Source organism: Acinetobacter brisouioides, from assembly GCF_004331075.1.
In the GTDB taxonomy this organism is placed as follows: Bacteria; Pseudomonadota; Gammaproteobacteria; order Pseudomonadales; family Moraxellaceae; genus Acinetobacter.
This window is the reverse complement of sequence record NZ_SJNX01000002.1, coordinates 213,046-231,863: the sequence shown is the minus strand read 5'-3', so window position 1 is coordinate 231,863 and position 18,818 is coordinate 213,046. Positions and strand designations below refer to the sequence as shown.

Below are 18,818 nucleotides of genomic sequence, written 5' to 3'. Positions count from 1 at the left end.
TTTTATTTAAGTAATTTGGTGTAGAAAAAAACCAAGCAAGAACATACCAAGTACAAAAAAACACATGGCACCAAAATCTATTTTTAATCTGGCTTGGCTGTGTTGTTGCAACATATTTGAGGTCTGTTGTTGTGTAATTTTCATAAGACTGTAGCCTAAAATACTTTAGACCATACCCTATAGTGTATTATTTTTTAGTTTTAGCATAAATATTCGCCTGAATCCATATATTACCGCGAATATATTGCCCGATTTCAAAATTCATATATTCAGGATTACGGCTTGCTATACGAATTAATGTGGCTTCTTCATTGTCTTCAAGCAATAAAGTGATATCATACAGGACATAGTTTTCATCCATGCAACTTGCATGTGTTTTACCTACAATCTTGCCTTGAAACCATGCTTCATCTTCTTGTCCAGCTGTTTCACCATATAGGTAAGCCACCATTTGTGAAAAGTCTACGGTGACAGGCGCGTGGTCATCCTCAGTTTTGGGTTGCCATGCATCGATCAGTTCCTGCAAATTGCTTGGAGCAATACCATTATGCGCTGCCAAGATATCATTTAAGGCACGATGATGCTTAATTGATGCAGGATCATCAACAATAATTTGTTCGTGTTCATTGACTTGTTCAAGTTCGTATGCCCATGCATTTAATTGAACACAATAGTTTTGATCTTTTGCGTAGTGCCCATGGTTGACGCTATAAAGATTGTCAAATGCATATACGGTTGCATTTTGCCCAATATTTAAACGTAATACTGCCTGTGTGTTAGATTTACAGCAAATAATACGTTCAATTTTTGCCGTGGTTTTATAAGGACTTTCAAAAATCGGGAAAGCAGTTTTGACACATTTAGGTTTGTTATTTTCAACGGCAACCACTTGAGAAAATTGAATTGTCGCATGATTTGGCCCTTGAATCAGCCATGTATTGGCATCCATATCTTCTTCACTGGCACATAAACCCATTGGCATGACAGGTGCATCAAGTGCTTGACCTAACCACCGAGGAACGGTTTGAGCAGGGTCATCTGTGAGCAAACTCCAATGCTCAATATGGCTTCCAAAGTTTTGGTCATCGACAGTAATTGTATCTGGTCGGTTATTTTGCATATTCATAAGCACAATTGCAGTGGGTCTGTTTCTATTTATCGAGGGTAACTCATTATTTTTCAAGTCATCGCCATGAATTTTTATTCATTGCATAAAATTTATGTGTATATTTGCACAAAAAATAGGGAATAGACCGAAAGGTCAACACATCACAGCAGCGTCATGCGTAATTTGTTAAACTATCGTAGAACTGAATAGATTGTGAATTATTGTGGCTAATTTTAAACTTTGGGTTGATGCAGATGCATTGCCTAAAATTTTGCGTGAAATTATTTTTAGAGCTTCGGATCGCTATTTGCTGGAAGTGATTTTTGTTGCGAACCAACCTTTGGGAATCAGCCCATCGGTACGTATTAAATCCTTACAGGTGTTGAGTGGTGCCGATCAAGCCGATCAGGAAATCGTTAAGCAAATGGCTGCGCATGATGTTGTGATTACTCAAGATATTCCACTAGCAGCTCAGGTCATTGAAAAAGGTGGCGTTGCGATTCATCCACGTGGCGAGGTTTTTACCACAGCCAATATTAAAGCGCGCCTACATTTACGCGATTATATGGATACTTTGAGAGGTGCAGGTGTGCAAACAGGCGGCCCAAAACCACTGAATGAACGTGATAAACGAGAATTTTCTAGTGCGTTAGATCAGACCATTCAGCGTCAGATTCGCGTGACCAAGATGAGTTGAAAAATGCCAAAACTACAATCGCAATTGGCATTTATCTATGTGCTTTTAATCTTGATCTGGGCAACAACGCCATTAGCGATTGTCTGGAGTGTGAAAGACCTCAACCTGTTTTGGGCATTGGCATTTCGTTTCTTTTTGGCGTTACCGATTGCTTGTAGTTTGCTTTGGATTTTTAAAATACGATTGCCCTTTAATTGGCAATCGGTGCATAGCTATATTGCAGGTTCATTTAGTTTTATCGGTTCACAAATTTTTACCTATGTTGCCACTCAGTATTTGAGTTCGGGAGTTATTGCATTAATGTTTGGCTTAACACCGATTATGGCTGGGTTGATGGGTTGGGCATGGTTTAAGCAATATCTGCATTTTGCACAGTGGTGTGGCATGCTTGTCGCATTGTCTGGTTTGGGCATGATTTGCTTTGCAGGTGAACAGCATATACAGCCATTCGGGATTATCCTGATGCTCATGAGTGTTTTTAACTATGCATTGTCAATTTTTTGGGTGAAGAAGATTCGAGCGCCACTTAACCCGATGGCACAGGCGACTGGTTCAATTTTAATATCAAGTTTGGTGGCTGTGTTGATGCTACCTTTTATCTGGTCGCATTTCCCAACGCATATGCCAAATCTGAAATCGTTGCTGGCACTTGCTTATACGGTCGTGGTGGCATCATTACTGGCGATGTTCTGTTATTTTAAATTGGTACAGAATATTCAACCCACAACGTTGTCTTTAACCAATGTCATGACGCCTCTATTGGCATTGTTGATTGGTGCAGTATTTAATCATGAAGCTTTGGGAACACAAGTGATTTTGGGTGCTTGTGTGCTGGTTATTGGGCTGCTGATCTATTTTTTTCGCGATCTACAACTTCAGCAAAAATGGCAAAAGCGTTTCCGAAAAATGTAAGCTTATGGTGTGTTTACAGCCTGATTTTCAAGGCATTCTGAAATTTTTTCACGGTCATGTGGGTGCAAAGAAATAAAGTAACAACCAATACGATAACTATTTTTTGCATCATATTTTTCGTAGACAACCTGCACAATCGCGGCAATATGAAAAAAGTTATCTGGATGGCTTAAAGTGACATGAATATAGCTATCTTTAGCAATGGTGTGTTCTGTTAGAAAACTCAATCCAGCTTCGGATAAGTTAATCTGTTCAGGTGCTGGTAACATGCTTTGTACAATAGAATCATACATTGTGCCTGTTATAAGGTTTAATTTTTGGTTGAATAAGGATAAGATTTTGGCAATTTGTTGATCTTTTTCATTTAATTGTTTTAATTCGTTGTGAAGAACCTGATCAAATTGATCTAGTTCAGTAAGTAGTAGAAAATAGCGTGGCAAAACAAAGTGAGGGTCATAGGGGTCTTTTAGAGCCATTTCTTCTGAAATGACTTGATAGTTAAATCTTAAGGCAGCGTCCATACGAGACATGACCCGCCTTTCAATTTGTTCGTATTGATGCTGTAATTTTCCCATAAAATACCTCGGATTTAGGTCGTATGTTTAAACCAATCTCGCTGTACATTGGTCTGAGATATACTCGCGCACGTCGCAGTAATCATTTTATTTCTTTTATTGCACTGGTTTCCATGATCGGTCTGACGCTTGGAGTCGCTGTACTGATTACCGTATTGTCAGTGATGAATGGTTTTGACCGTGAATTAAAAAATCGTGTTTTAGGTATGATACCTCAAGCCAGTGTATCTTCAACGGAAATCATTACAGATTGGCCAGATTTAGCTAAAAAAATTGCTCAACATGAGCATGTTAAAGGTGTAGCTCCTTTTACCCAGTTACAAGGGATGTTGACTGCGCAAGGTCAGGTGTCAGGTCTGATGGTCAATGGTATTGAACCACAGTATGAAAAGAATGTTTCCATTATTCAAGATCATATGGTTGCAGGAAGCATTGATAACCTGAAAAAAGGTAGTTTCGGGATTGTTCTTGGCAAACAGATGACCGATGCTCTGGGCTTAGGTTTAAATGACAGTGTGACTCTGGTTTTGCCTGAAGCGACACCATCGCCTGCTGGTGTGGTTCCACGTTTCAAGCGCTTTAAGATTGTCGGAATTTTTAGTATTGGTGCTGAAGTTGACTCAATGATGGGTTATATCGCCTTGAACGATGCATCAACCTTGTTACGCTTGCCTGATGGCGCACAGGGTATTCGGATAAAACTAGACAATATTTTCCTTGCACCACAAGTTGCTCAAGATATTGTGAAACAGTTGCCAAGTGGCTTTTATAGCTCTGACTGGACATATACGCATGGTAATTTGTTTAGTGCCATTCAGATGGAAAAATCCATGGTGAGCCTGCTATTGTTTCTGATTGTTCTGGTTGCTGCGTTTAACATTGTATCTTCCTTGGTCATGGTTGTGACTGACAAAAAATCTGATATTGCCATTTTACGGACACTGGGTGCTTCACCTGCCACGATTACCCGTATTTTTATGGTACAGGGCACGATTATTGGTGTCATTGGCACATTCTCAGGTGCAGTGTTGGGCGTTATTTTGGCATCAAGCATTAGTACCGTGATTGACTGGCTTAATACTCGCCTTGGCTGGCATTTGTTTGATGCGTATTTCATTAACTATTTACCTTCTTATTTAAGATGGCAAGATGTCGCCGTCATCGTGGTGGTGTCATTAGTTTTAAGTTTCTTGGCAACTATTTATCCAGCGCTGCGTGCTGCGAAAATCCAGCCTGCGGAGGCATTGCGTTATGAGTAATGTGGTTTTAGAAGCTAAGCAAATTAGAAAAACCTTTACTGATGGCAAGACCGATGTCGATGTGCTTAAAGGTTTATCTCTACAAGTTGAGGCAGGACAGTGTATTTCGATTGTCGGAGCGAGTGGTTCAGGTAAAAGTACCTTGTTGCATGTTTTAGGTGGTTTAGACCGACCATCTAGCGGTGAAGTGTTTTTAGATGGAAAGCGTTTTGATACATTGAGTGAAACCACTCGTGGTGAGTTACGCAACTTACATTTGGGTTTTGTTTACCAATTTCACCACTTATTACCTGAATTTAGCGCGCTTGAAAACGTGGCTATGCCGCTTATGTTACGTAAAGGCAGTCAATTTAGTGAGGTCAAGAAAAAAGCTGAGTATTTACTGGAACGGGTTGGATTATCACATCGCCTAACTCACAAACCTGGTGAACTTTCTGGAGGGGAACGTCAACGTGTTGCATTGGCACGTGCGTTGGTGACCAATCCTAAAGTAATGTTAGCCGATGAGCCGACAGGAAATCTGGATAGACAAACAGCAATGACAATTTTTGAATTGCTGAATGATTTGAAAAAGGAGTTCAATATGGCAATGTTGATTGTGACACATGATGAACAGCTAGCACAGACCGCAGACAAGATTATGCATATGCAGGATGGTTTGTGGAAAAACCCATAATTTATTGGGTTACATCCTCTAAAATTTCTTGTTAAAGCCCACAATGTGGGCTTTAATACATTTTATAGATAACAAAAACAGTTTATTAGAAACAATGAAATGGAACTTAATTTTTTTGGCATGGGTAATTGGAATCTGTACTTTAGGTTTGCCTCAAGCTCATTATTTAAGTCGTTGGTCAGTATTGTGTAGTTGCGTTCTACTGGGAATAGCTTTGCTGATTGGCTATGCAAAACAGCATTTTGTACAACTTAAAAACAGTCAAATTTTGGTGAATCTACTCATCGCTATAGGTGTTTTTTTCGCAGCAATATCATTTGCTGATCATCAACTTCAGCAGCGCCTAAGTCTACGACAAACACAGGTGCATCAGGCTGAGGTGGTGGTTTATGTTGATCGGATGAGTTTATTAAAGAAAGATAATAAGCAGCAAATACTTCAGGTCTGGGATACCTCACATCAGCAGATGGTGCACTAGCTTGCTCGGGTTCCAGCAAAACAACCTGAATTGCAACTGGGACAGTATTATCGCGTGACTGGACAAGTAAGACCTGCACACGGCTATGCGATTAAAGGTGGATTTGATCAGGAAAAATGGTTTCTTCAGCAAAACCTGATGGCAAGTTTTCAGGTTAAACAATTTGAACTGTTGAACAAATCACAAGCCCTAACACAAAGTTCAACTTCATTTGTTCAGCGACATCGGGGATTTTTGCAGGCATCACGATTATGGATTGAGCAAAAGCGCCTGAATTGTCGGAACTGGTTGATGCAATCGCCACTACGGCATCGTGGGTTATTGCTGGCATTGTTGACAGGAGATGAAAGCCTACTTGATGACATAACGCAGCAACAATTTCAGAACTTGGGAATCCAGCATTTATTGGCCATTTCGGGGCCACATGTCTTGGTTTTTGCGATGCTGCTTTGTTTAGTGCTACATCATTTAATCGCAAGATTTTGCCCCGAATTATATTTACGTATGCCTAAACAGTTGCTGCTGAGTCTACCTTTTTTAATTGGCATTTGGGTGTACTGTGGTTTTGTTGGTTTTGAGATTCCTGCATTACGAACTTTACTCATGAGTGGCCTGATTGTACTTGCTATGTGGTGTCAGCGAAGGCTTTCTGTTTTCACGACTTTGTTAGTAAGTGCAGCATTAATGCTACTGTTTGATCCATTTAGCATGTTATCGGTAGGTTTTTGGCTATCGTATGGTGCATGTTTTATTTTGCTGCGGGTTTATCAGACCGTACAGCAGCAGCCACAACAAGTGCTGCTTGGTCATTTCCAGCAATGTCGTTACTATTTACGGTTACTGTTTGAATCTCAGGGTAAGATTTTTATTGCATTGTTGCCATTAGTGATGTTGTTTTTTCAGCAGCTTTCTTGGCTTGCACCACTGGCAAATATCATTGCCATTCCTCTGATTGGTGTGGTGATTGTACCTTTAAATATCTTGGCGACCTGCGTTTGGTTACTTTCTCCAAGTCTTGCATTACCACTGTACCATGTGGCTGATGCAGCGATTTCGATCTTGCTCATCAGTTTGGGAACTTTACAAAGCGCAATTCCTGTTGAAGTACAGCAGCTACACTTTACACCCTTGCAGATTGCAGCACTTACATTGGCAATTGTAATGATGTTCTTGCCAAAAGGTACTGTACCTAAAGCTTGGGTGGTTTTGGGTTGCTTGCCCGTAGTTCTTCCTGTTCATGAAACACCATCATTTGAATTTAATGTGCTCGATGTTGGGCAAGGGCAGGCAGTCCATATTCGTGATCAAAACAAGCATATTCTGATTGATACAGGTGGGACGCATGATGAGCAAAAGTTCAGTCTGGCAGATCGGGTGCTATTGCCTTATTTTTCCAGTCGTGGAATCTCAAGTTTAGATCAAGTGATTTTGAGTCATCTTGATCAGGATCATAGCGGTGCATTTCCTCGTTTAAATGAAAAGATGCCCGTCAAGCAACTGTTAAGTAGTCAGCGCCCGCAGGGTAATTTACCGAGTTTTGACTATTGTCATGCAGGGCAGCGTTGGGTCAGTAAAAATATCGAAATGCGAGTGTTATCGCCACAAGAAGATGACTTGGTAAATGCTGAATATCAACAAAATGAATTGTCTTGTGTGATTTATCTGAGCTATCAACATCGGCAGACAAAGACTCATTTTCTGATTATGGCAGATGCAGGCATGCAAACGGAGCAGTTTATATTGCAACAATACCCAAATTTAGCTGTTGATGTTTTAGTGCTTGGGCATCATGGTAGTCACTTTAGTTCATCGCCTGAGTTTTTACAACAGTTAAAACCTAAAATTGCGATTGCCTCGGCAGGTTTTCACAACCGCTATGGGCACCCAAGTCGGGAAGTGCAGCAACGCTTACAACAAGCACAGATTCCATTGCTTAATACAGCGGAACAAGGCTCATTGTATTTTACGGTAACGGATGAGGGATCTCTAAATTATGTAATGGCTCGGAATGCTCGTTTGTGGCTGCATCCTTAGCGCATTGTCGTTCTGTACGCACCAGATCAACTTTAGCCAATGCTTCATCTTCAGGTAAGTTATAAATGTTATTGAGTTGAGGATTGGCTTTAAAGCGCTTGTAACTCCAATGATAATGCTGCGGGTATTTACGAATTAGATTTTCAATCATTTCGTGAATGATATGTGTGCCTTCTTCATCTGATCCAGCGTAAATTTGCTCAGCAACAGGTTCGATAAACATATCGTACCCTGCATTGTCATTACGAATGGCATACAAAAATAAGGCGCGTGCTTTGGTTTTTTGAATCAATTTTGCTGATAAGTTACTCGATGCAAGAGGAATCCCAAAGTAATCGACCATTGTTCCACCGATGTTGGGTGTATGATCTGGCAAAATGACGGTTGTACCACCACGTTTTAAATCTTTGAAAATTTGCCGAACACCAGACTCATCGGTGGGAACAAGATGAGCATTTTCACGACTACGAGCTTCACGCACAAACCGATCGGCAACTTCATTTTTAATTGGTTTGTACATAATGGTCATGGCGGTATGCTGTGCGAACCAAGCATTCATCACTTCCCATGTGCCAAAATGAGGAACAATCAGAACGATACCTTTCTTCTGCTCTAATGCATTATAAAAGTGCTCTTCACCCTGGATATGATGAATACGCGCAATATTTTTAGCATTGCTTGCTCCCCAAACATTGAAGAACTCAAAGTAAGAGGTCATTTCATTTTTAATTGCTTCTTTGACAATATATTGGCGTGTTTCCGCATTCAACTCAGGTAATGCAATCCGAATATTCAAGTCGGCTACTTGAGCTGTTTTTGCAATTTTGACGGTATTGGCAATTGATGCCAATACGCGTGCAAAAGCACGTGCAAAATGTAAAGGCTGTTTACTTACAAACGTTAAAACACGATAGGTAAAAGAATTTGAACTTGAATTCAGCATTAGAAAAGATTCGTACACACAATTTATCATCATTCAGCGAAATATTATAAGTGAAAACTTTTCTTTTAGACAGCGACTAGGCTTTCAGTGTATATAATGAGACAATTTTTTATCGCTAGGATGTGATTTATGTCCGATTGGCCACCAAAACCATTCAATCAAAATACAAATCAACATAACGAGCCTCAAGCTCCTTCTGGACAAGAATGGCAACTGCTTGAAAAAGTGGTGATGGCTTCTGTTTCAGAGCAGCGTCGTGCACGCCGTTGGGGCATTTTTTTTAAAGCATTAACCTTCTTATATTTATTTATTGTGATCTTAGGCATTTTACGTACTTGTAACAATGCAGGTAGTGATGGTGTGAGTACATCTTCAAGTAGCAACCATCTGGCTGTCGTTGATATTGTCGGAACGATACAGTCAGGCGGTTCGAAGTCAGTTGATAGTGTAGATACGATTAAAGCATTGCGTCAGGCATTTGCTGCAAGTGGTAGTAAGGCCGTTGCTTTAAATATCAATTCGCCAGGCGGATCACCTGTTCAATCCGATGAGATCTGGCAGGAAATCCGTTACTTGGAAAAACAGCATCCAGACAAAAAAGTCTACGCAGTCATTGGTGATATGGGTGCATCGGGTGCATATTATATTGCGTCAGCTGCCAATGAAATTTGGGTAAACCCATCGAGCTTAGTGGGCTCTATTGGGGTCATTATGCCGAACTATGGTGTAGCAGGGTTGGCACAAAAATTGGGTGTAGAAGATCGTACCATGACCTCTGGTGAGAACAAGGACATTCTGAGTATGACCAAGCCGATTAATCCAGCACAGCGTACACATGTGCAAGCGGTACTCGATGATGTGCATCAGCATTTTATTGATGCTGTGAAAGAAGGTCGTGGCGCTCGTCTAAAAAGCAATGATCCTGCCATTTTCTCTGGATTGTTTTGGAGTGGGACACAAGCTGTAAAAATAGGTATTGCTGACCGTACAGGTGGCATTGAAAGCTTAAAAAGAGAGCTAAAACTTGATAAAACTGTCAATTACACTGTTCAACGTAACCCGCTAGAGTCTGTATTAGGCAAAATGGGGGCAGAATTTGGACAAGGTTTTAGCGAAACTGTAACGCAACAATTGCAAAGTCAAAAACAAGTGAGTTTGCAATAAATGTGAAAAAAATAGACAGGATATTATGACAACCAAACCGATTATTCATTTTGCGCATGCCAATGGTGTTCCATCATTGGTTTATCGAAAACTTTTTGACTTATTATCTGAAAATTATCAGGTTATTTTTGTACCGCTACTTGGGCCAGATAAACGCTATCCTATAGATAATAACTGGGAAAGTTTAGTGAATCAGGTGATTGACAGCATTGTACAGCAGGCAAAAGGGCAGACAGTCATCGGTTTGGGGCATTCTTTAGGTGCTTTACTCACCTATATGGCGAGTCGTAAACGTCCTGAACTTTTTCAGCAAGTGGTGATGCTTGATCCACCTTTGATTATGGGGGCGGCTTCTTTTGCTTTTGATATGGCAAAGTTGTTTTACCCCAAAATGGTCGATCAGCTTAGCCCTGCAGGACTGTCGAAACGTCGTCGCGATCAGTGGGATTCTCGTGAGCAGGCAGCACAATTGTTTCGTCCAAAACCCTTTTATCGTAATTTTGATTCGGACTGTTTTTCTGATTATCTTCGTTATGCTCTCACTGAAGATAGCATGACGGGTGGTTTTACCCTCACGATTCCTAAAGTTGATGAACTGGCAATTTTTCGCACAAACCCCTCAAATTGGTGGAGAGTCTGGCCTGAAAAACCGCCAGTCACAACACGTATGATTGTAGGGGATAAAAGTCCGTTTTATGAGCGTAAGTTTACCGAAATGGCACAAAAACGTTTGGGTATTCCTTTTTCAGTCATGACGGGTGGGCATATGTTTCCATTGGAGTACCCTGTAGAAACTACGCATCTAGTTCAGCAAGTGATAAAAAAAAGCGCATCATGAAGATGCGCTTTGTCTGTTTTTAGAGCTTACAAAATTGTATCGGGCTTGACAGTGGTGTACCTTGGTACTCAACTTGTTGAGCTGATATATATTGAAGTTGTCCAGAACAGATCCATTCAACCACTTGTGGGTAAACCACATGCTCTAAAACATGCACACGCTCAGCCAAACGTTCCGCATCATCATGCTGAGTAACAGCGATCACGCCTTGTGCGAGCGCTTGACCTGCATCTAACTCATCTGTGACAAAGTGCACAGTACAACCATGCCAGCGATCGCCAGTATTGAGTACGCGTTGATGGGTGTGCATACCTTTGTAGGCTGGTAGTAATGAAGGATGAATGTTTAACATCTTTCCTTCCCAAGCCTGTACAAATTTAGGTGTTAAAATGCGCATAAAGCCAGCAAGAATGACCAAATCAACACCCCAAGCCTGAAGCTGTTGCTGCATTGCAGCATCAAAAGCTTCACGATTTGGGAAATTTTTGTGTTCAATTACTTGTGTAGCAATATTTGCTTGCTGGGCACGCTGCAAAGCGTAGGCATCTGGTCGATTTGACAAAACACCCACAATCTCGCCTGATAAATTGGCATCAATCAGTGCTTGTAAGTTACTTCCGTTACCCGAAACCAGTACTGCAATCTTGATCATGCGATTTTCTTTATGCAAATAACACACGAATTTTTTCGTCTGCGCCTTCAACCGATTCAGCATTTTCTTGGATATGACCAATGTTCCATGCTTTCTCGCCTTGAGCATTTAAAATGTCGATAGTTTTATCTGCTTCACTTGCATCCACAGCGATGACCATGCCAACGCCACAGTTAAATGTACGGTACATTTCAAAGCGTTCAACATTACCCTCGCGTTGTAGTAACTGGAACAACTCTGACCATTCCCACGAGCTTTCGTTAATGACTGCTTGAGCACCATTTGGCAATACGCGTGGAAGGTTACCTGGTAAGCCGCCACCTGTAATGTGTGCCATCGCGTGAACGTCAACTTGTTTGCAAAGTTCAAGCACTGGTTTTACATAGATACGTGTTGGTTCCATTGCAGCATCGGCAAGTGGGCGACCATCAACGATTTGCGTTAAATCAACATTTTTAACGTCTAAAATTTTACGGAGTAATGAATAACCGTTTGAATGTGCGCCAGAAGATGCAACACCGATTAAGATATCACCAGCTTTGACTTTTGAACCATCAATGATTTTGCTTTGTTCAACTACGCCAACAGCAAAACCTGCTAGGTCATAATCTTCACCTTCATACATGCCAGGCATTTCAGCAGTCTCACCGCCGACCAATGCACAGCCTGCAAGCTCACAGCCTTTACCAATACCAGTAACGACATTTGCAGCCACTTCAACATTCAAGTGTCCAGTTGCATAGTAGTCAAGGAAGAAAAGTGGTTCTGCGCCACAAACCAAAAGATCGTTAACGCACATAGCAACAAGGTCTTGACCAATAGTGTCATGACGATTTAAGTTAAGGGCAAGGCGTAATTTTGTGCCTACGCCATCGGTGCCTGAAACCAAAACAGGCTCTTCATAGCCTTTTGGGATTTTACATAATGCACCAAAGCCGCCTAGTCCGCCCATGACTTCAGGGCGAGTTGTGCGTTTTGCGACAGATTTGATGCGATCGACAAGTGCATCACCTGCTTCGATGTCTACGCCTGCATCTTTGTAGCTTAAGCCAGTATTTGAATTGGAAGTCGAGTTGCTCATATGAAGAAGTCTCCGCTTTGGCCGCAGATTATAACCTAATATACGAAATTCTTACGCTATTTATGCATGAAAATGTTATCTTTGCTTATTAAATTATCCTTAATAAATAATCTTATAAATTGAAGTAGGCAAATACATGATCGATCGTCCCTTACGTCGTATCTTTGTTTTGGTAATTATTGCGCTATTCCTATGGCTGATTTATTTACTTAAACCCGTCGTCATTCCGTTTGTCGGGGCATTTTTTATTGCTTATCTATTTAGCCCATTGGTCGCAAGCTTGTCGCGACTGAGATTACCACGTTGGCTGTCAACCTGTGTGGTATTTTTGGGGATGAGCGTTGCCTTGACTTTTGCACTTTGGTATGTAGTTCCTTTGGTTTGGAAACAGGTGATTTATGCCCGTGATAGTATTCCAGCAGGAGTACATTGGGTGAATCATCATTTTTTACCGTGGGCTGAGCGTACTTTTAACCTTGAGCCTATGCGTGTCGACACCGATCAGATGTCAAATGCGATCATGCAATATATCAAGACCAATTATAGTATTGATAATATTCAGACTTTGGTACTTCGTCTTGCTCAATCAGGTTTGAATTTTATTCAGATTGGCGGTACGGTTGTCTTGGTGCCTATTATTACTTTCTACTTTTTATTGGATTGGGAGCGTATGCTCAAGCAAATGCATCGCTTGATTCCACGTCCGTATGAAAAAAATACCATGCGGATTGTACGTGATTGTCACATGGTATTGGGGGCATTTGTCAAAGGGCAAATTTTGGTTATGTTCTTGTTAGGCCTGGTTTATGCTGTTGGTCTACAAATCATTGGTTTGGAAGTGGGCTTAATCATTGGCATGGTGGCGGGTCTAGCCAGTATTATTCCGTATTTAGGGTTTGCGGTTGGGATTATTTCAGCGGTGATCGCAACTTTATTTCAGTTCGGCATTGACTGGATGCAGTTGTTTCTTGTGGGTATTGTTTTTATGATCGGGCAGGCGATAGAAGGGTATATTCTACAGCCATTTTTGTTGGGTGATAAAATCGGTTTGTCGCCAGTTGCTGTGGTTTTTGCTGTTTTGGCTGGGGCTCATTTAGGTGGTATCTTAGGTATGTTGATTGCATTGCCTGTTGCTGCAATCATTGTGGTGCTCTTAAAACATGCACGTGAGTTTTATGAAGGTAGCATGTGGTATGGAAAATCAACACAAGTCATACTTGATGGAAAAAATGGAAATAGCCTTCATGTCGATGCTGAAAATATTAATGTTGATATAACAATAAAAAATCAGCAAGATAGCCAAAAATCAAGTAACATTGATTCAGAATAAACTCTAGGTACATGTGCATTTATGCGTCAATTACAACTCGACATAGAACCTCAACTTGATGCTCGAATTAGCGACTTTTCAGGGCCAAGTTGGGGGCATGTCATTGATGCAATTCGCCAGCTACATGCAGGTTTAGTCAACCGTTTTTATGTTTATGGCGGTGCAGGGACAGGAAAAAGTCATCTCCTATCGGCAATTTGTGATTCTTATTGTGAAATTGGTAAAACAGCAATACAAGTTTCATTATTGCAATTGCTCGATGCGCCAATTGAAGCAATTACTTCATTAGAACAATATGATTTGGTTGCTTTAGATGATATCGAGGCAATTAGTGGTGTAAAACACTGGCAGAAAGCCGTATTTCATCTGATTAATAATAGTGATCAGGAAGGTCGGCAGTTGGTGTTTTCATCACGTTATGCGCCTATAGAACTCAAACTAGAGTTACCTGATTTACAGTCGCGTTTAACTCAGGCTGTGAGTGTTAAGTTGCCAAATGGGAGTTTGTATGCTGACCGACAGGCTTTAGTGCTTTCAGTACTAGGACGTCGGGGAGTTCACCTTGACCAGCAAATCATTGATTATTTATTGTTGAATGGACCGCATCAGGCATCTTTATTATTGCAGGCGGTTGAACGTTTAGAGAAATTACTCAAAGGCGAAAAAACCAAATTATCAAATGCAACATTACGTCAAATTTATGCACTGATTGATGAATATCAGCAAACATCTTTCTCTCATTAACTTGAGGGTATTGAGGCTGCATGATTGATCTGTTGGAATTTTTGCATATATTCCTGACGAATCGAATTACGCTCTTGTACTGTTTTGGCTTTTTGCATGCGCAGCCGCATGGTTTGACGTTGTTGTGTACTCATTTGTTGCCAGACATCGCGCATACGTTGTTGCTCTTGTTCTGGTAGCTGCGTAAACCAGTCCATTCGCTGTTGAATGCTGTTACTCTGTTGATTCGGCATCTCTTTAAGATTTTGATAACGCTGAATCAGTTGTTTTTGCTGTTCTACCGTCAATTCATCCCAGTTATCATCGACTTGAGCAGTTGTCGTGCTTTTGGTGTTAAATGGCCAAAAGCGTTCAAATCCAGCAAAACTGGTTTGCAAGAAGGCAAGCGCACAAAAAGCCAAAGTCACTTTCTTAACTGCCATGAGAATTATGATCCTCCCCAAATACCATGACCATTTCTAAATCTTCGACCATTTGTGGTGAAAGCTTATTGGCATTGTTATTGACAATTGCATGCTGAGGATGGCTTTTCTCAGAGAAATTGAACGCAGTAGGTAATACCAAGAACCCCGTTAAAGTCGCTGCAAGTGCAAAGCCTGTCATTTTCCACATCGAGTGGCGATGAGCTTTTTCTGCATGAACTTTTTCAATGACCTGATACATCAACACATTTTTATCTTTATGTGTTTCTGCGAGGTGGTCAAGACGTTGCGTAATTTTTTTTGCAAAATCATCATTCTTCATGTGATGATCCTCCAATATGTGGATTAAGGTGTGCTAATGCTGTTCTTAAACCTTGTATAGCGCGGTGATAGTGAGTTTTTACACTGCCTTCGCTACAATTCATAATTTGAGCAGTGGTTTGGGTGTCAAAGCCTTCCCAAGCGCGCAACATGAAAGCTTGCTGTTGGCGTATAGGTAGCTTGCGAATTGCCTCTTGAATTTCTTCAATGGTCACTGCTTGGTCTAGTGTATCAAAAGGGTTGAGCTGTTGATCATCTTCAATCTCAAGCATTTCTTCACTATCATCATCGAGACTGACTTTCTTAAACAGTGAAAATGGTTGAGCTCTTCGTGCTTCTTTACGGCGCCAATCTTGTAATTTGTTGTTTAAAATAGTGTAGAACAGTGGATACCATTCATCAATTTTTTTATCAGCATAAGATTTATGTAAGGAAATAAATGCTTCCTGTACCAGATCCATTGCAATACCTTGTTGCCCCTGTGTGGCATTTTCCATCATAACCAAGGCACGACCAGTCACGTCTTGCATAAAAAATTTAAGACGTTGTTCAGTCGTTTTTGACTGACTAAGTTCAGACTTGGTCTCTTTTGGTGTTAGATCCATAGAGATGGAAAATCCTGTCATTGGATACCCACCATGTTGTTTTAACAATCTATCTCTAATAACGTTCAAACAACATGGAAGGTTGACAATTCTACTAAATTTTTTCAGTGTAAAGTAATTTGAGTAAAAAAGGGCTTACAGTAAAATAAATGAAACGATTTATTGGCGTTGGCGTACCATTTCAAATAAACAGATAGAACCTGCAATCGCGACATTTAAAGACTCTTGTCCACCTGGCTGAGGAATTGCGACTGCTTTGGCATGAGCTAAAGCATATTCAGAAGCACCTTGTCCTTCATTTCCTAAAATCCATACACAAGGTGTGCTGAGGTTTTGAGCATACAAGCTTTCAGAGCGATGTGAACTAGTGACATAAACTGGAATTTTGAAATCAGGTAATAATAAGCTGAGATCGGCATTTTCAAAACATAATAGCGAGAATTGAGCACCCATACCTGCGCGTAAAACACGAGGAGACCAAAGTGCAGCAACGCCTTTGGTGCAGATGATCTGTTTGACATTTGCTGCTGCCGCCGAACGCAGTAAAGTGCCAACATTTCCTGGATCTTGAACGTCATCAAGAATGAGGGTGTCTGCTTTTAAATCAACAGTTTGTGCATGCTTTGGAATATCAATAATCGCAAGACATGCTAAAGAAGTTCCTAGTGTGCTGAGATCTTTATATAAGCTTTCACTAATAATAAAAATCTGCCCTTGATACTGTTCTTGGATTTTTTCTAGATCAGGATGTTCTAAAGCTGCTTCGGTGGTAAAAAGAGAAACAAGATTTTTATTTGCTTGCAACCAAGCTAGACACAAGTGTGTGCCTTCAAGAACGGTTTGCAGATGTTTTTTACGATATTGGTTTTGCTCAATCAAAGAACGCAGATGTTTAATTTTTGCGTTGTCTTTTGAAGCAAGAAAAGTCATGGACATAGTAATAACCGCTTAGATGTAAGGCTTAGCTTACATCTAAGTCTAAAACAAGAAAAGATAAATCAATTAATGGTAGCTGGTAACAAGTTCAACTTCATCTTTACTACCCAAAATCACAGGTACACGTTGGTGTAATTCAGTTGGTTGAATGTCTAAAATACGAACACGACCAGTCGTTGCTACACCACCAGCTTGTTCAACGAGCATGCTCATCGGGTTTGCTTCATACATTAAACGTAAACGACCTGCTTTTTTCGGGTCTTTTAAGTCATACGGATACATGAAAATACCGCTACGACATAAAATACGGTGAACATCACCTACCATACAAGCGACCCAGCGCATGTTAAAGTCTTTACCGCGAATACCTGTTTTACCTTCAAGCAATTCACCAATATAACGTTGTACAGGTTGTTCCCAGTGGCGCTGGTTAGATGCATTAATTGCAAATTCCTGAGTTGTAGGGTTAATGCTAATATCTTGTTTTGTTAAGATAAACTCTTGACTATCAATATCATAAGTAAAGAAAACAGTACCTACGCCTACAGACAGTGCCAACATGGTTGATGGGCCATACATCACATAGCCAGCAGCAACTTGGTCAACACCAGCTTGCATAAAATCTTCAGCTTGGGTCACAGCATTTTTTGCAGGCAAAATAGAGAAAATTGTGCCAACACACATATTAATGTCAATATTGCTTGAGCCATCAAGAGGGTCAAACAAAACGAGATACTGACCATTTTCCTGTGCTGAAGTAAAGGTATCCAGTTCTTCAGATGCTAAACCACCCACGTGTGGATGAACTTGTAGAGCATCAATTAAAATCTGGTTAGAAATTACATCGAGTTTCTTTTGCGTTTCGCCTTGAACATTTTCGTGTTCTGCACTACCTAAAATCCCCGCAATGGCACCTTTTTGTAATGCCTGATCAATCGTTTTGCAGCTCTCAACAATCGTTTCAATGACACTAGCTAGTTCTGGTGTAAGATTTCCCTGTTGTTGTTTTAGATATTGGGATAATGTGGCAGTTGACATAATGATGTTGCTCCAAATTTTGCGCAATATGTTCTTGGCTAGAACGGCTGGGGGATATTTTAGATGAGAACCGCAAAAAATAAAAATTTTATAGACACAATTGACATTATTTTTCAGCTTGCAAGTCTTGTAGAACATGCTATTTTAAAATCATAACAAGAGGAAAGAGGATATCGTTATGACAACAAAAACTTTTGATGCCATGCCAACTCCAAATGAAGCGATTGATTTTAATGAAATTACTGCTGAAAACGTTAAGTCGGCTTGGGCAAATTATGAGACAAAACCTGAATACAAAGAATTTAATAAGCATGATCTGATTGAATCTATGCAATCGTGCAAAATTGACGAAACTACGAAAAAAATACTCGATCATTAAAAAAGCGCTCTGATTTTGAGCGCTTTTTTTATTGCCACATTTACTTATTTTAGTAAAGGAGGCACTGATTCATAGTTTAATTCTACGCGGCGGTTTTCTTTCCATGCGTTTTCATCATGCCCTGGATTAATCGGCATCTCTTTACCATAACTTACGGTATCTAGTTGAGTCGGATTAACACCGTAAGAAACAAGATAGTTGAATACTGATTTTGCACGGCGTTCGCCAAGCGCCATATTGTATTCACGCGTACCACGTTCATCAGTATGACCTGTTAATGCAATCTTAGAACCTAAGTTCGCTTTTAAAAAGTCAGCATGTGCTTGAAGTGTTTGATAGTCAGTAGATGACAAGTCACTGCTGTCATAACCAAAATGAACAACACGCTGCGCAAGGAAAGCGCGGTTGGCATTGGTAACACCTTTCGCTGAAGCACCTTTTAAGTTCTTAGCATCAAGTGCTGCATCGTCGCTTAAACCTGCAGTATTGACTGTTGTTGTACCTGATGGATTGGTTGTAGGATTAACTTGAGTTGTTGGCTTGCGACTCGCACATCCTGTAAAAATTACAGTAGATGCCAACACTGGAAGGATAAGAAGTTTTAAAGTTTTCACGATGGATACTCC

The 18,818-nt window shown here is 40.5% G+C and carries 23 protein-coding genes; 11 read left to right on the top strand and 12 right to left on the bottom strand.

What is annotated here, in order from left to right; genetic code table 11:
* Positions 1-6: 6 nt before the first annotated feature.
* A complete protein-coding gene (locus E0H77_RS13735; RefSeq protein WP_165491490.1) occupies positions 7-144 on the bottom strand; it encodes a hypothetical protein in 138 nt (45 codons plus the stop codon).
* Between the two features lie 43 nt (positions 145-187).
* Positions 188-1,126: a hypothetical protein gene (locus E0H77_RS04000; RefSeq protein WP_213073552.1), complete on the bottom strand. Its 939-nt coding sequence runs from the start codon at positions 1,124-1,126 to the stop codon at positions 188-190.
* A gap of 205 nt (positions 1,127-1,331) precedes the next feature.
* Between E0H77_RS04000 and E0H77_RS03995 the strand changes: the two genes are divergently transcribed.
* On the top strand, positions 1,332-1,805 hold the full coding sequence (locus E0H77_RS03995; protein WP_131313379.1) for a YaiI/YqxD family protein: 474 nt from the start codon (positions 1,332-1,334) through the stop codon (positions 1,803-1,805).
* 3 nt (positions 1,806-1,808) lie between these two features.
* Positions 1,809-2,717, top strand: coding sequence for a DMT family transporter (locus tag E0H77_RS03990; RefSeq protein WP_131375206.1), 909 nt, complete (start codon positions 1,809-1,811; stop codon positions 2,715-2,717).
* A 2-nt stretch (positions 2,718-2,719) separates the two neighbouring features.
* On the opposite strand, the gene E0H77_RS03985 is transcribed toward E0H77_RS03990, so the two are convergent.
* Positions 2,720-3,292 carry a PilZ domain-containing protein gene (locus tag E0H77_RS03985; protein ID WP_131375204.1) on the bottom strand — a complete coding sequence of 191 codons (573 nt, stop codon included), beginning with the start codon at positions 3,290-3,292 and terminating at the stop codon, positions 2,720-2,722.
* A 23-nt stretch (positions 3,293-3,315) separates the two neighbouring features.
* Between E0H77_RS03985 and E0H77_RS03980 the strand changes: the two genes are divergently transcribed.
* From E0H77_RS03980 to E0H77_RS03970, 4 genes are all read left to right on the top strand, one after another.
* Positions 3,316-4,551, top strand: coding sequence for a lipoprotein-releasing ABC transporter permease subunit (locus tag E0H77_RS03980; RefSeq protein WP_131313376.1), 1,236 nt, complete (start codon positions 3,316-3,318; stop codon positions 4,549-4,551).
* A complete protein-coding gene (lolD, locus tag E0H77_RS03975; RefSeq protein ID WP_131375202.1) occupies positions 4,544-5,227 on the top strand; it encodes a lipoprotein-releasing ABC transporter ATP-binding protein LolD in 684 nt (227 codons plus the stop codon). Before E0H77_RS03980 ends, lolD begins: the two co-directional genes overlap by 8 nt.
* A 115-nt stretch (positions 5,228-5,342) precedes the next feature.
* The gene (locus E0H77_RS13880; protein WP_228258289.1) at positions 5,343-5,705 is read left to right on the top strand and encodes a hypothetical protein; all 363 of its coding nucleotides are present in this window, start codon (positions 5,343-5,345) and stop codon (positions 5,703-5,705) included.
* A gap of 30 nt (positions 5,706-5,735) precedes the next feature.
* Positions 5,736-7,739 (top strand): DNA internalization-related competence protein ComEC/Rec2, encoded by a 2,004-nt coding sequence (locus E0H77_RS03970; protein ID WP_228258288.1) that lies wholly within the window; start codon positions 5,736-5,738, stop codon positions 7,737-7,739.
* Here E0H77_RS03970 and E0H77_RS03965 read toward each other — a convergent pair.
* Entirely contained in the window at positions 7,669-8,682 is a 1,014-nt protein-coding gene (locus E0H77_RS03965; protein ID WP_131375493.1) for a lysophospholipid acyltransferase family protein, read from the bottom strand. The genes E0H77_RS03970 and E0H77_RS03965 overlap by 71 nt on opposite strands.
* 129 nt (positions 8,683-8,811) lie before the next feature.
* Here E0H77_RS03965 and sppA point away from each other — a divergent pair, with 129 nt between their 5' ends.
* Both sppA and E0H77_RS03955 read left to right on the top strand, forming a co-directional pair.
* Entirely contained in the window at positions 8,812-9,846 is a 1,035-nt protein-coding gene (gene sppA, locus E0H77_RS03960) for a signal peptide peptidase SppA (protein WP_131375200.1), read from the top strand.
* 25 nt (positions 9,847-9,871) lie between these two features.
* Entirely contained in the window at positions 9,872-10,684 is an 813-nt protein-coding gene (locus E0H77_RS03955; RefSeq protein WP_131375198.1) for an alpha/beta fold hydrolase, read from the top strand.
* A 19-nt stretch (positions 10,685-10,703) separates the two neighbouring features.
* Here the strand turns inward: E0H77_RS03955 and purN are convergent, their stop codons facing one another.
* Both purN and purM read right to left on the bottom strand, forming a co-directional pair.
* The gene (gene purN / locus E0H77_RS03950; protein ID WP_131313371.1) at positions 10,704-11,336 is read right to left on the bottom strand and encodes a phosphoribosylglycinamide formyltransferase; all 633 of its coding nucleotides are present in this window, start codon (positions 11,334-11,336) and stop codon (positions 10,704-10,706) included.
* Positions 11,337-11,346: 10 nt separating this feature from the next.
* Positions 11,347-12,417 (bottom strand): phosphoribosylformylglycinamidine cyclo-ligase, encoded by a 1,071-nt coding sequence (purM, locus tag E0H77_RS03945; RefSeq protein ID WP_131375196.1) that lies wholly within the window; start codon positions 12,415-12,417, stop codon positions 11,347-11,349.
* Between the two features lie 136 nt (positions 12,418-12,553).
* Between purM and cxpE the strand changes: the two genes are divergently transcribed.
* Together cxpE and hda are read left to right on the top strand one after the other, a co-directional pair.
* Positions 12,554-13,747: a chloramphenicol efflux transporter CxpE gene (gene cxpE / locus E0H77_RS03940; RefSeq protein WP_131375194.1), complete on the top strand. Its 1,194-nt coding sequence runs from the start codon at positions 12,554-12,556 to the stop codon at positions 13,745-13,747.
* A gap of 21 nt (positions 13,748-13,768) precedes the next feature.
* Positions 13,769-14,491 carry a DnaA regulatory inactivator Hda gene (gene hda / locus E0H77_RS03935; protein ID WP_004751403.1) on the top strand — a complete coding sequence of 241 codons (723 nt, stop codon included), beginning with the start codon at positions 13,769-13,771 and terminating at the stop codon, positions 14,489-14,491.
* Here the strand turns inward: hda and E0H77_RS03930 are convergent.
* From E0H77_RS03930 to E0H77_RS03910, 5 genes are all read right to left on the bottom strand, one after another.
* Entirely contained in the window at positions 14,488-14,913 is a 426-nt protein-coding gene (locus E0H77_RS03930) for a DUF3106 domain-containing protein (RefSeq protein ID WP_131375192.1), read from the bottom strand. The two genes, hda and E0H77_RS03930, sit on opposite strands and share 4 nt — an antisense overlap.
* Positions 14,903-15,235: a hypothetical protein gene (locus E0H77_RS03925; protein WP_131375190.1), complete on the bottom strand. Its 333-nt coding sequence runs from the start codon at positions 15,233-15,235 to the stop codon at positions 14,903-14,905. The genes E0H77_RS03930 and E0H77_RS03925 overlap by 11 nt, the downstream gene beginning before the upstream one ends.
* Positions 15,225-15,839, bottom strand: coding sequence for an RNA polymerase sigma factor (locus E0H77_RS03920; RefSeq protein WP_165491489.1), 615 nt, complete (start codon positions 15,837-15,839; stop codon positions 15,225-15,227). Before E0H77_RS03920 ends, E0H77_RS03925 begins: the two co-directional genes overlap by 11 nt.
* Before the next feature lie 159 nt (positions 15,840-15,998).
* On the bottom strand, positions 15,999-16,775 hold the full coding sequence (locus E0H77_RS03915) for a TrmH family RNA methyltransferase (protein ID WP_131375188.1): 777 nt from the start codon (positions 16,773-16,775) through the stop codon (positions 15,999-16,001).
* Positions 16,776-16,841: 66 nt separating this feature from the next.
* Positions 16,842-17,813, bottom strand: a complete 972-nt coding sequence (locus E0H77_RS03910) for a class 1 fructose-bisphosphatase (protein WP_131375186.1) — start codon at positions 17,811-17,813, stop codon at positions 16,842-16,844.
* A gap of 178 nt (positions 17,814-17,991) precedes the next feature.
* On the opposite strand from E0H77_RS03910, the gene E0H77_RS03905 reads away from it, so the two are divergent.
* On the top strand, positions 17,992-18,192 hold the full coding sequence (locus tag E0H77_RS03905) for an NF038105 family protein (protein ID WP_131313363.1): 201 nt from the start codon (positions 17,992-17,994) through the stop codon (positions 18,190-18,192).
* A gap of 44 nt (positions 18,193-18,236) precedes the next feature.
* Here E0H77_RS03905 and pal read toward each other — a convergent pair whose 3' ends face one another.
* A complete protein-coding gene (gene pal / locus E0H77_RS03900; RefSeq protein WP_131375185.1) occupies positions 18,237-18,806 on the bottom strand; it encodes a peptidoglycan-associated lipoprotein Pal in 570 nt (189 codons plus the stop codon).
* Positions 18,807-18,818 lie beyond the last annotated feature (12 nt).

What these genes read in the sequence shown, in the direction of transcription:
- E0H77_RS03985 (WP_131375204.1), bottom strand. Translation starts at nt 3,292, where the DNA reads ATGGGAAAATTACAGCATCAATACGAACAAATTGAAAGGCGGGTCATG.
- E0H77_RS03930 (WP_131375192.1), bottom strand. Translation starts at nt 14,913, where the DNA reads ATGGCAGTTAAGAAAGTGACTTTGGCTTTTTGTGCGCTTGCCTTCTTG.
- E0H77_RS03915 (WP_131375188.1), bottom strand. Translation starts at nt 16,775, where the DNA reads ATGTCCATGACTTTTCTTGCTTCAAAAGACAACGCAAAAATTAAACAT.
- E0H77_RS03925 (WP_131375190.1), bottom strand. Translation starts at nt 15,235, where the DNA reads ATGAAGAATGATGATTTTGCAAAAAAAATTACGCAACGTCTTGACCAC.
- E0H77_RS03965 (WP_131375493.1), bottom strand. Translation starts at nt 8,682, where the DNA reads ATGCTGAATTCAAGTTCAAATTCTTTTACCTATCGTGTTTTAACGTTT.
- purM (WP_131375196.1), bottom strand. Translation starts at nt 12,417, where the DNA reads ATGAGCAACTCGACTTCCAATTCAAATACTGGCTTAAGCTACAAAGAT.
- sppA (WP_131375200.1), top strand. Translation starts at nt 8,812, where the DNA reads ATGTCCGATTGGCCACCAAAACCATTCAATCAAAATACAAATCAACAT.
- E0H77_RS03920 (WP_165491489.1), bottom strand. Translation starts at nt 15,839, where the DNA reads ATGGATCTAACACCAAAAGAGACCAAGTCTGAACTTAGTCAGTCAAAA.
- E0H77_RS03910 (WP_131375186.1), bottom strand. Translation starts at nt 17,813, where the DNA reads ATGTCAACTGCCACATTATCCCAATATCTAAAACAACAACAGGGAAAT.
- E0H77_RS13735 (WP_165491490.1), bottom strand. Translation starts at nt 144, where the DNA reads ATGAAAATTACACAACAACAGACCTCAAATATGTTGCAACAACACAGC.
- E0H77_RS03905 (WP_131313363.1), top strand. Translation starts at nt 17,992, where the DNA reads ATGACAACAAAAACTTTTGATGCCATGCCAACTCCAAATGAAGCGATT.
- purN (WP_131313371.1), bottom strand. Translation starts at nt 11,336, where the DNA reads ATGATCAAGATTGCAGTACTGGTTTCGGGTAACGGAAGTAACTTACAA.
- hda (WP_004751403.1), top strand. Translation starts at nt 13,769, where the DNA reads ATGCGTCAATTACAACTCGACATAGAACCTCAACTTGATGCTCGAATT.
- E0H77_RS03990 (WP_131375206.1), top strand. Translation starts at nt 1,809, where the DNA reads ATGCCAAAACTACAATCGCAATTGGCATTTATCTATGTGCTTTTAATC.
- cxpE (WP_131375194.1), top strand. Translation starts at nt 12,554, where the DNA reads ATGATCGATCGTCCCTTACGTCGTATCTTTGTTTTGGTAATTATTGCG.
- E0H77_RS03955 (WP_131375198.1), top strand. Translation starts at nt 9,872, where the DNA reads ATGACAACCAAACCGATTATTCATTTTGCGCATGCCAATGGTGTTCCA.
- E0H77_RS04000 (WP_213073552.1), bottom strand. Translation starts at nt 1,126, where the DNA reads ATGAATATGCAAAATAACCGACCAGATACAATTACTGTCGATGACCAA.
- lolD (WP_131375202.1), top strand. Translation starts at nt 4,544, where the DNA reads ATGAGTAATGTGGTTTTAGAAGCTAAGCAAATTAGAAAAACCTTTACT.
- E0H77_RS03980 (WP_131313376.1), top strand. Translation starts at nt 3,316, where the DNA reads ATGTTTAAACCAATCTCGCTGTACATTGGTCTGAGATATACTCGCGCA.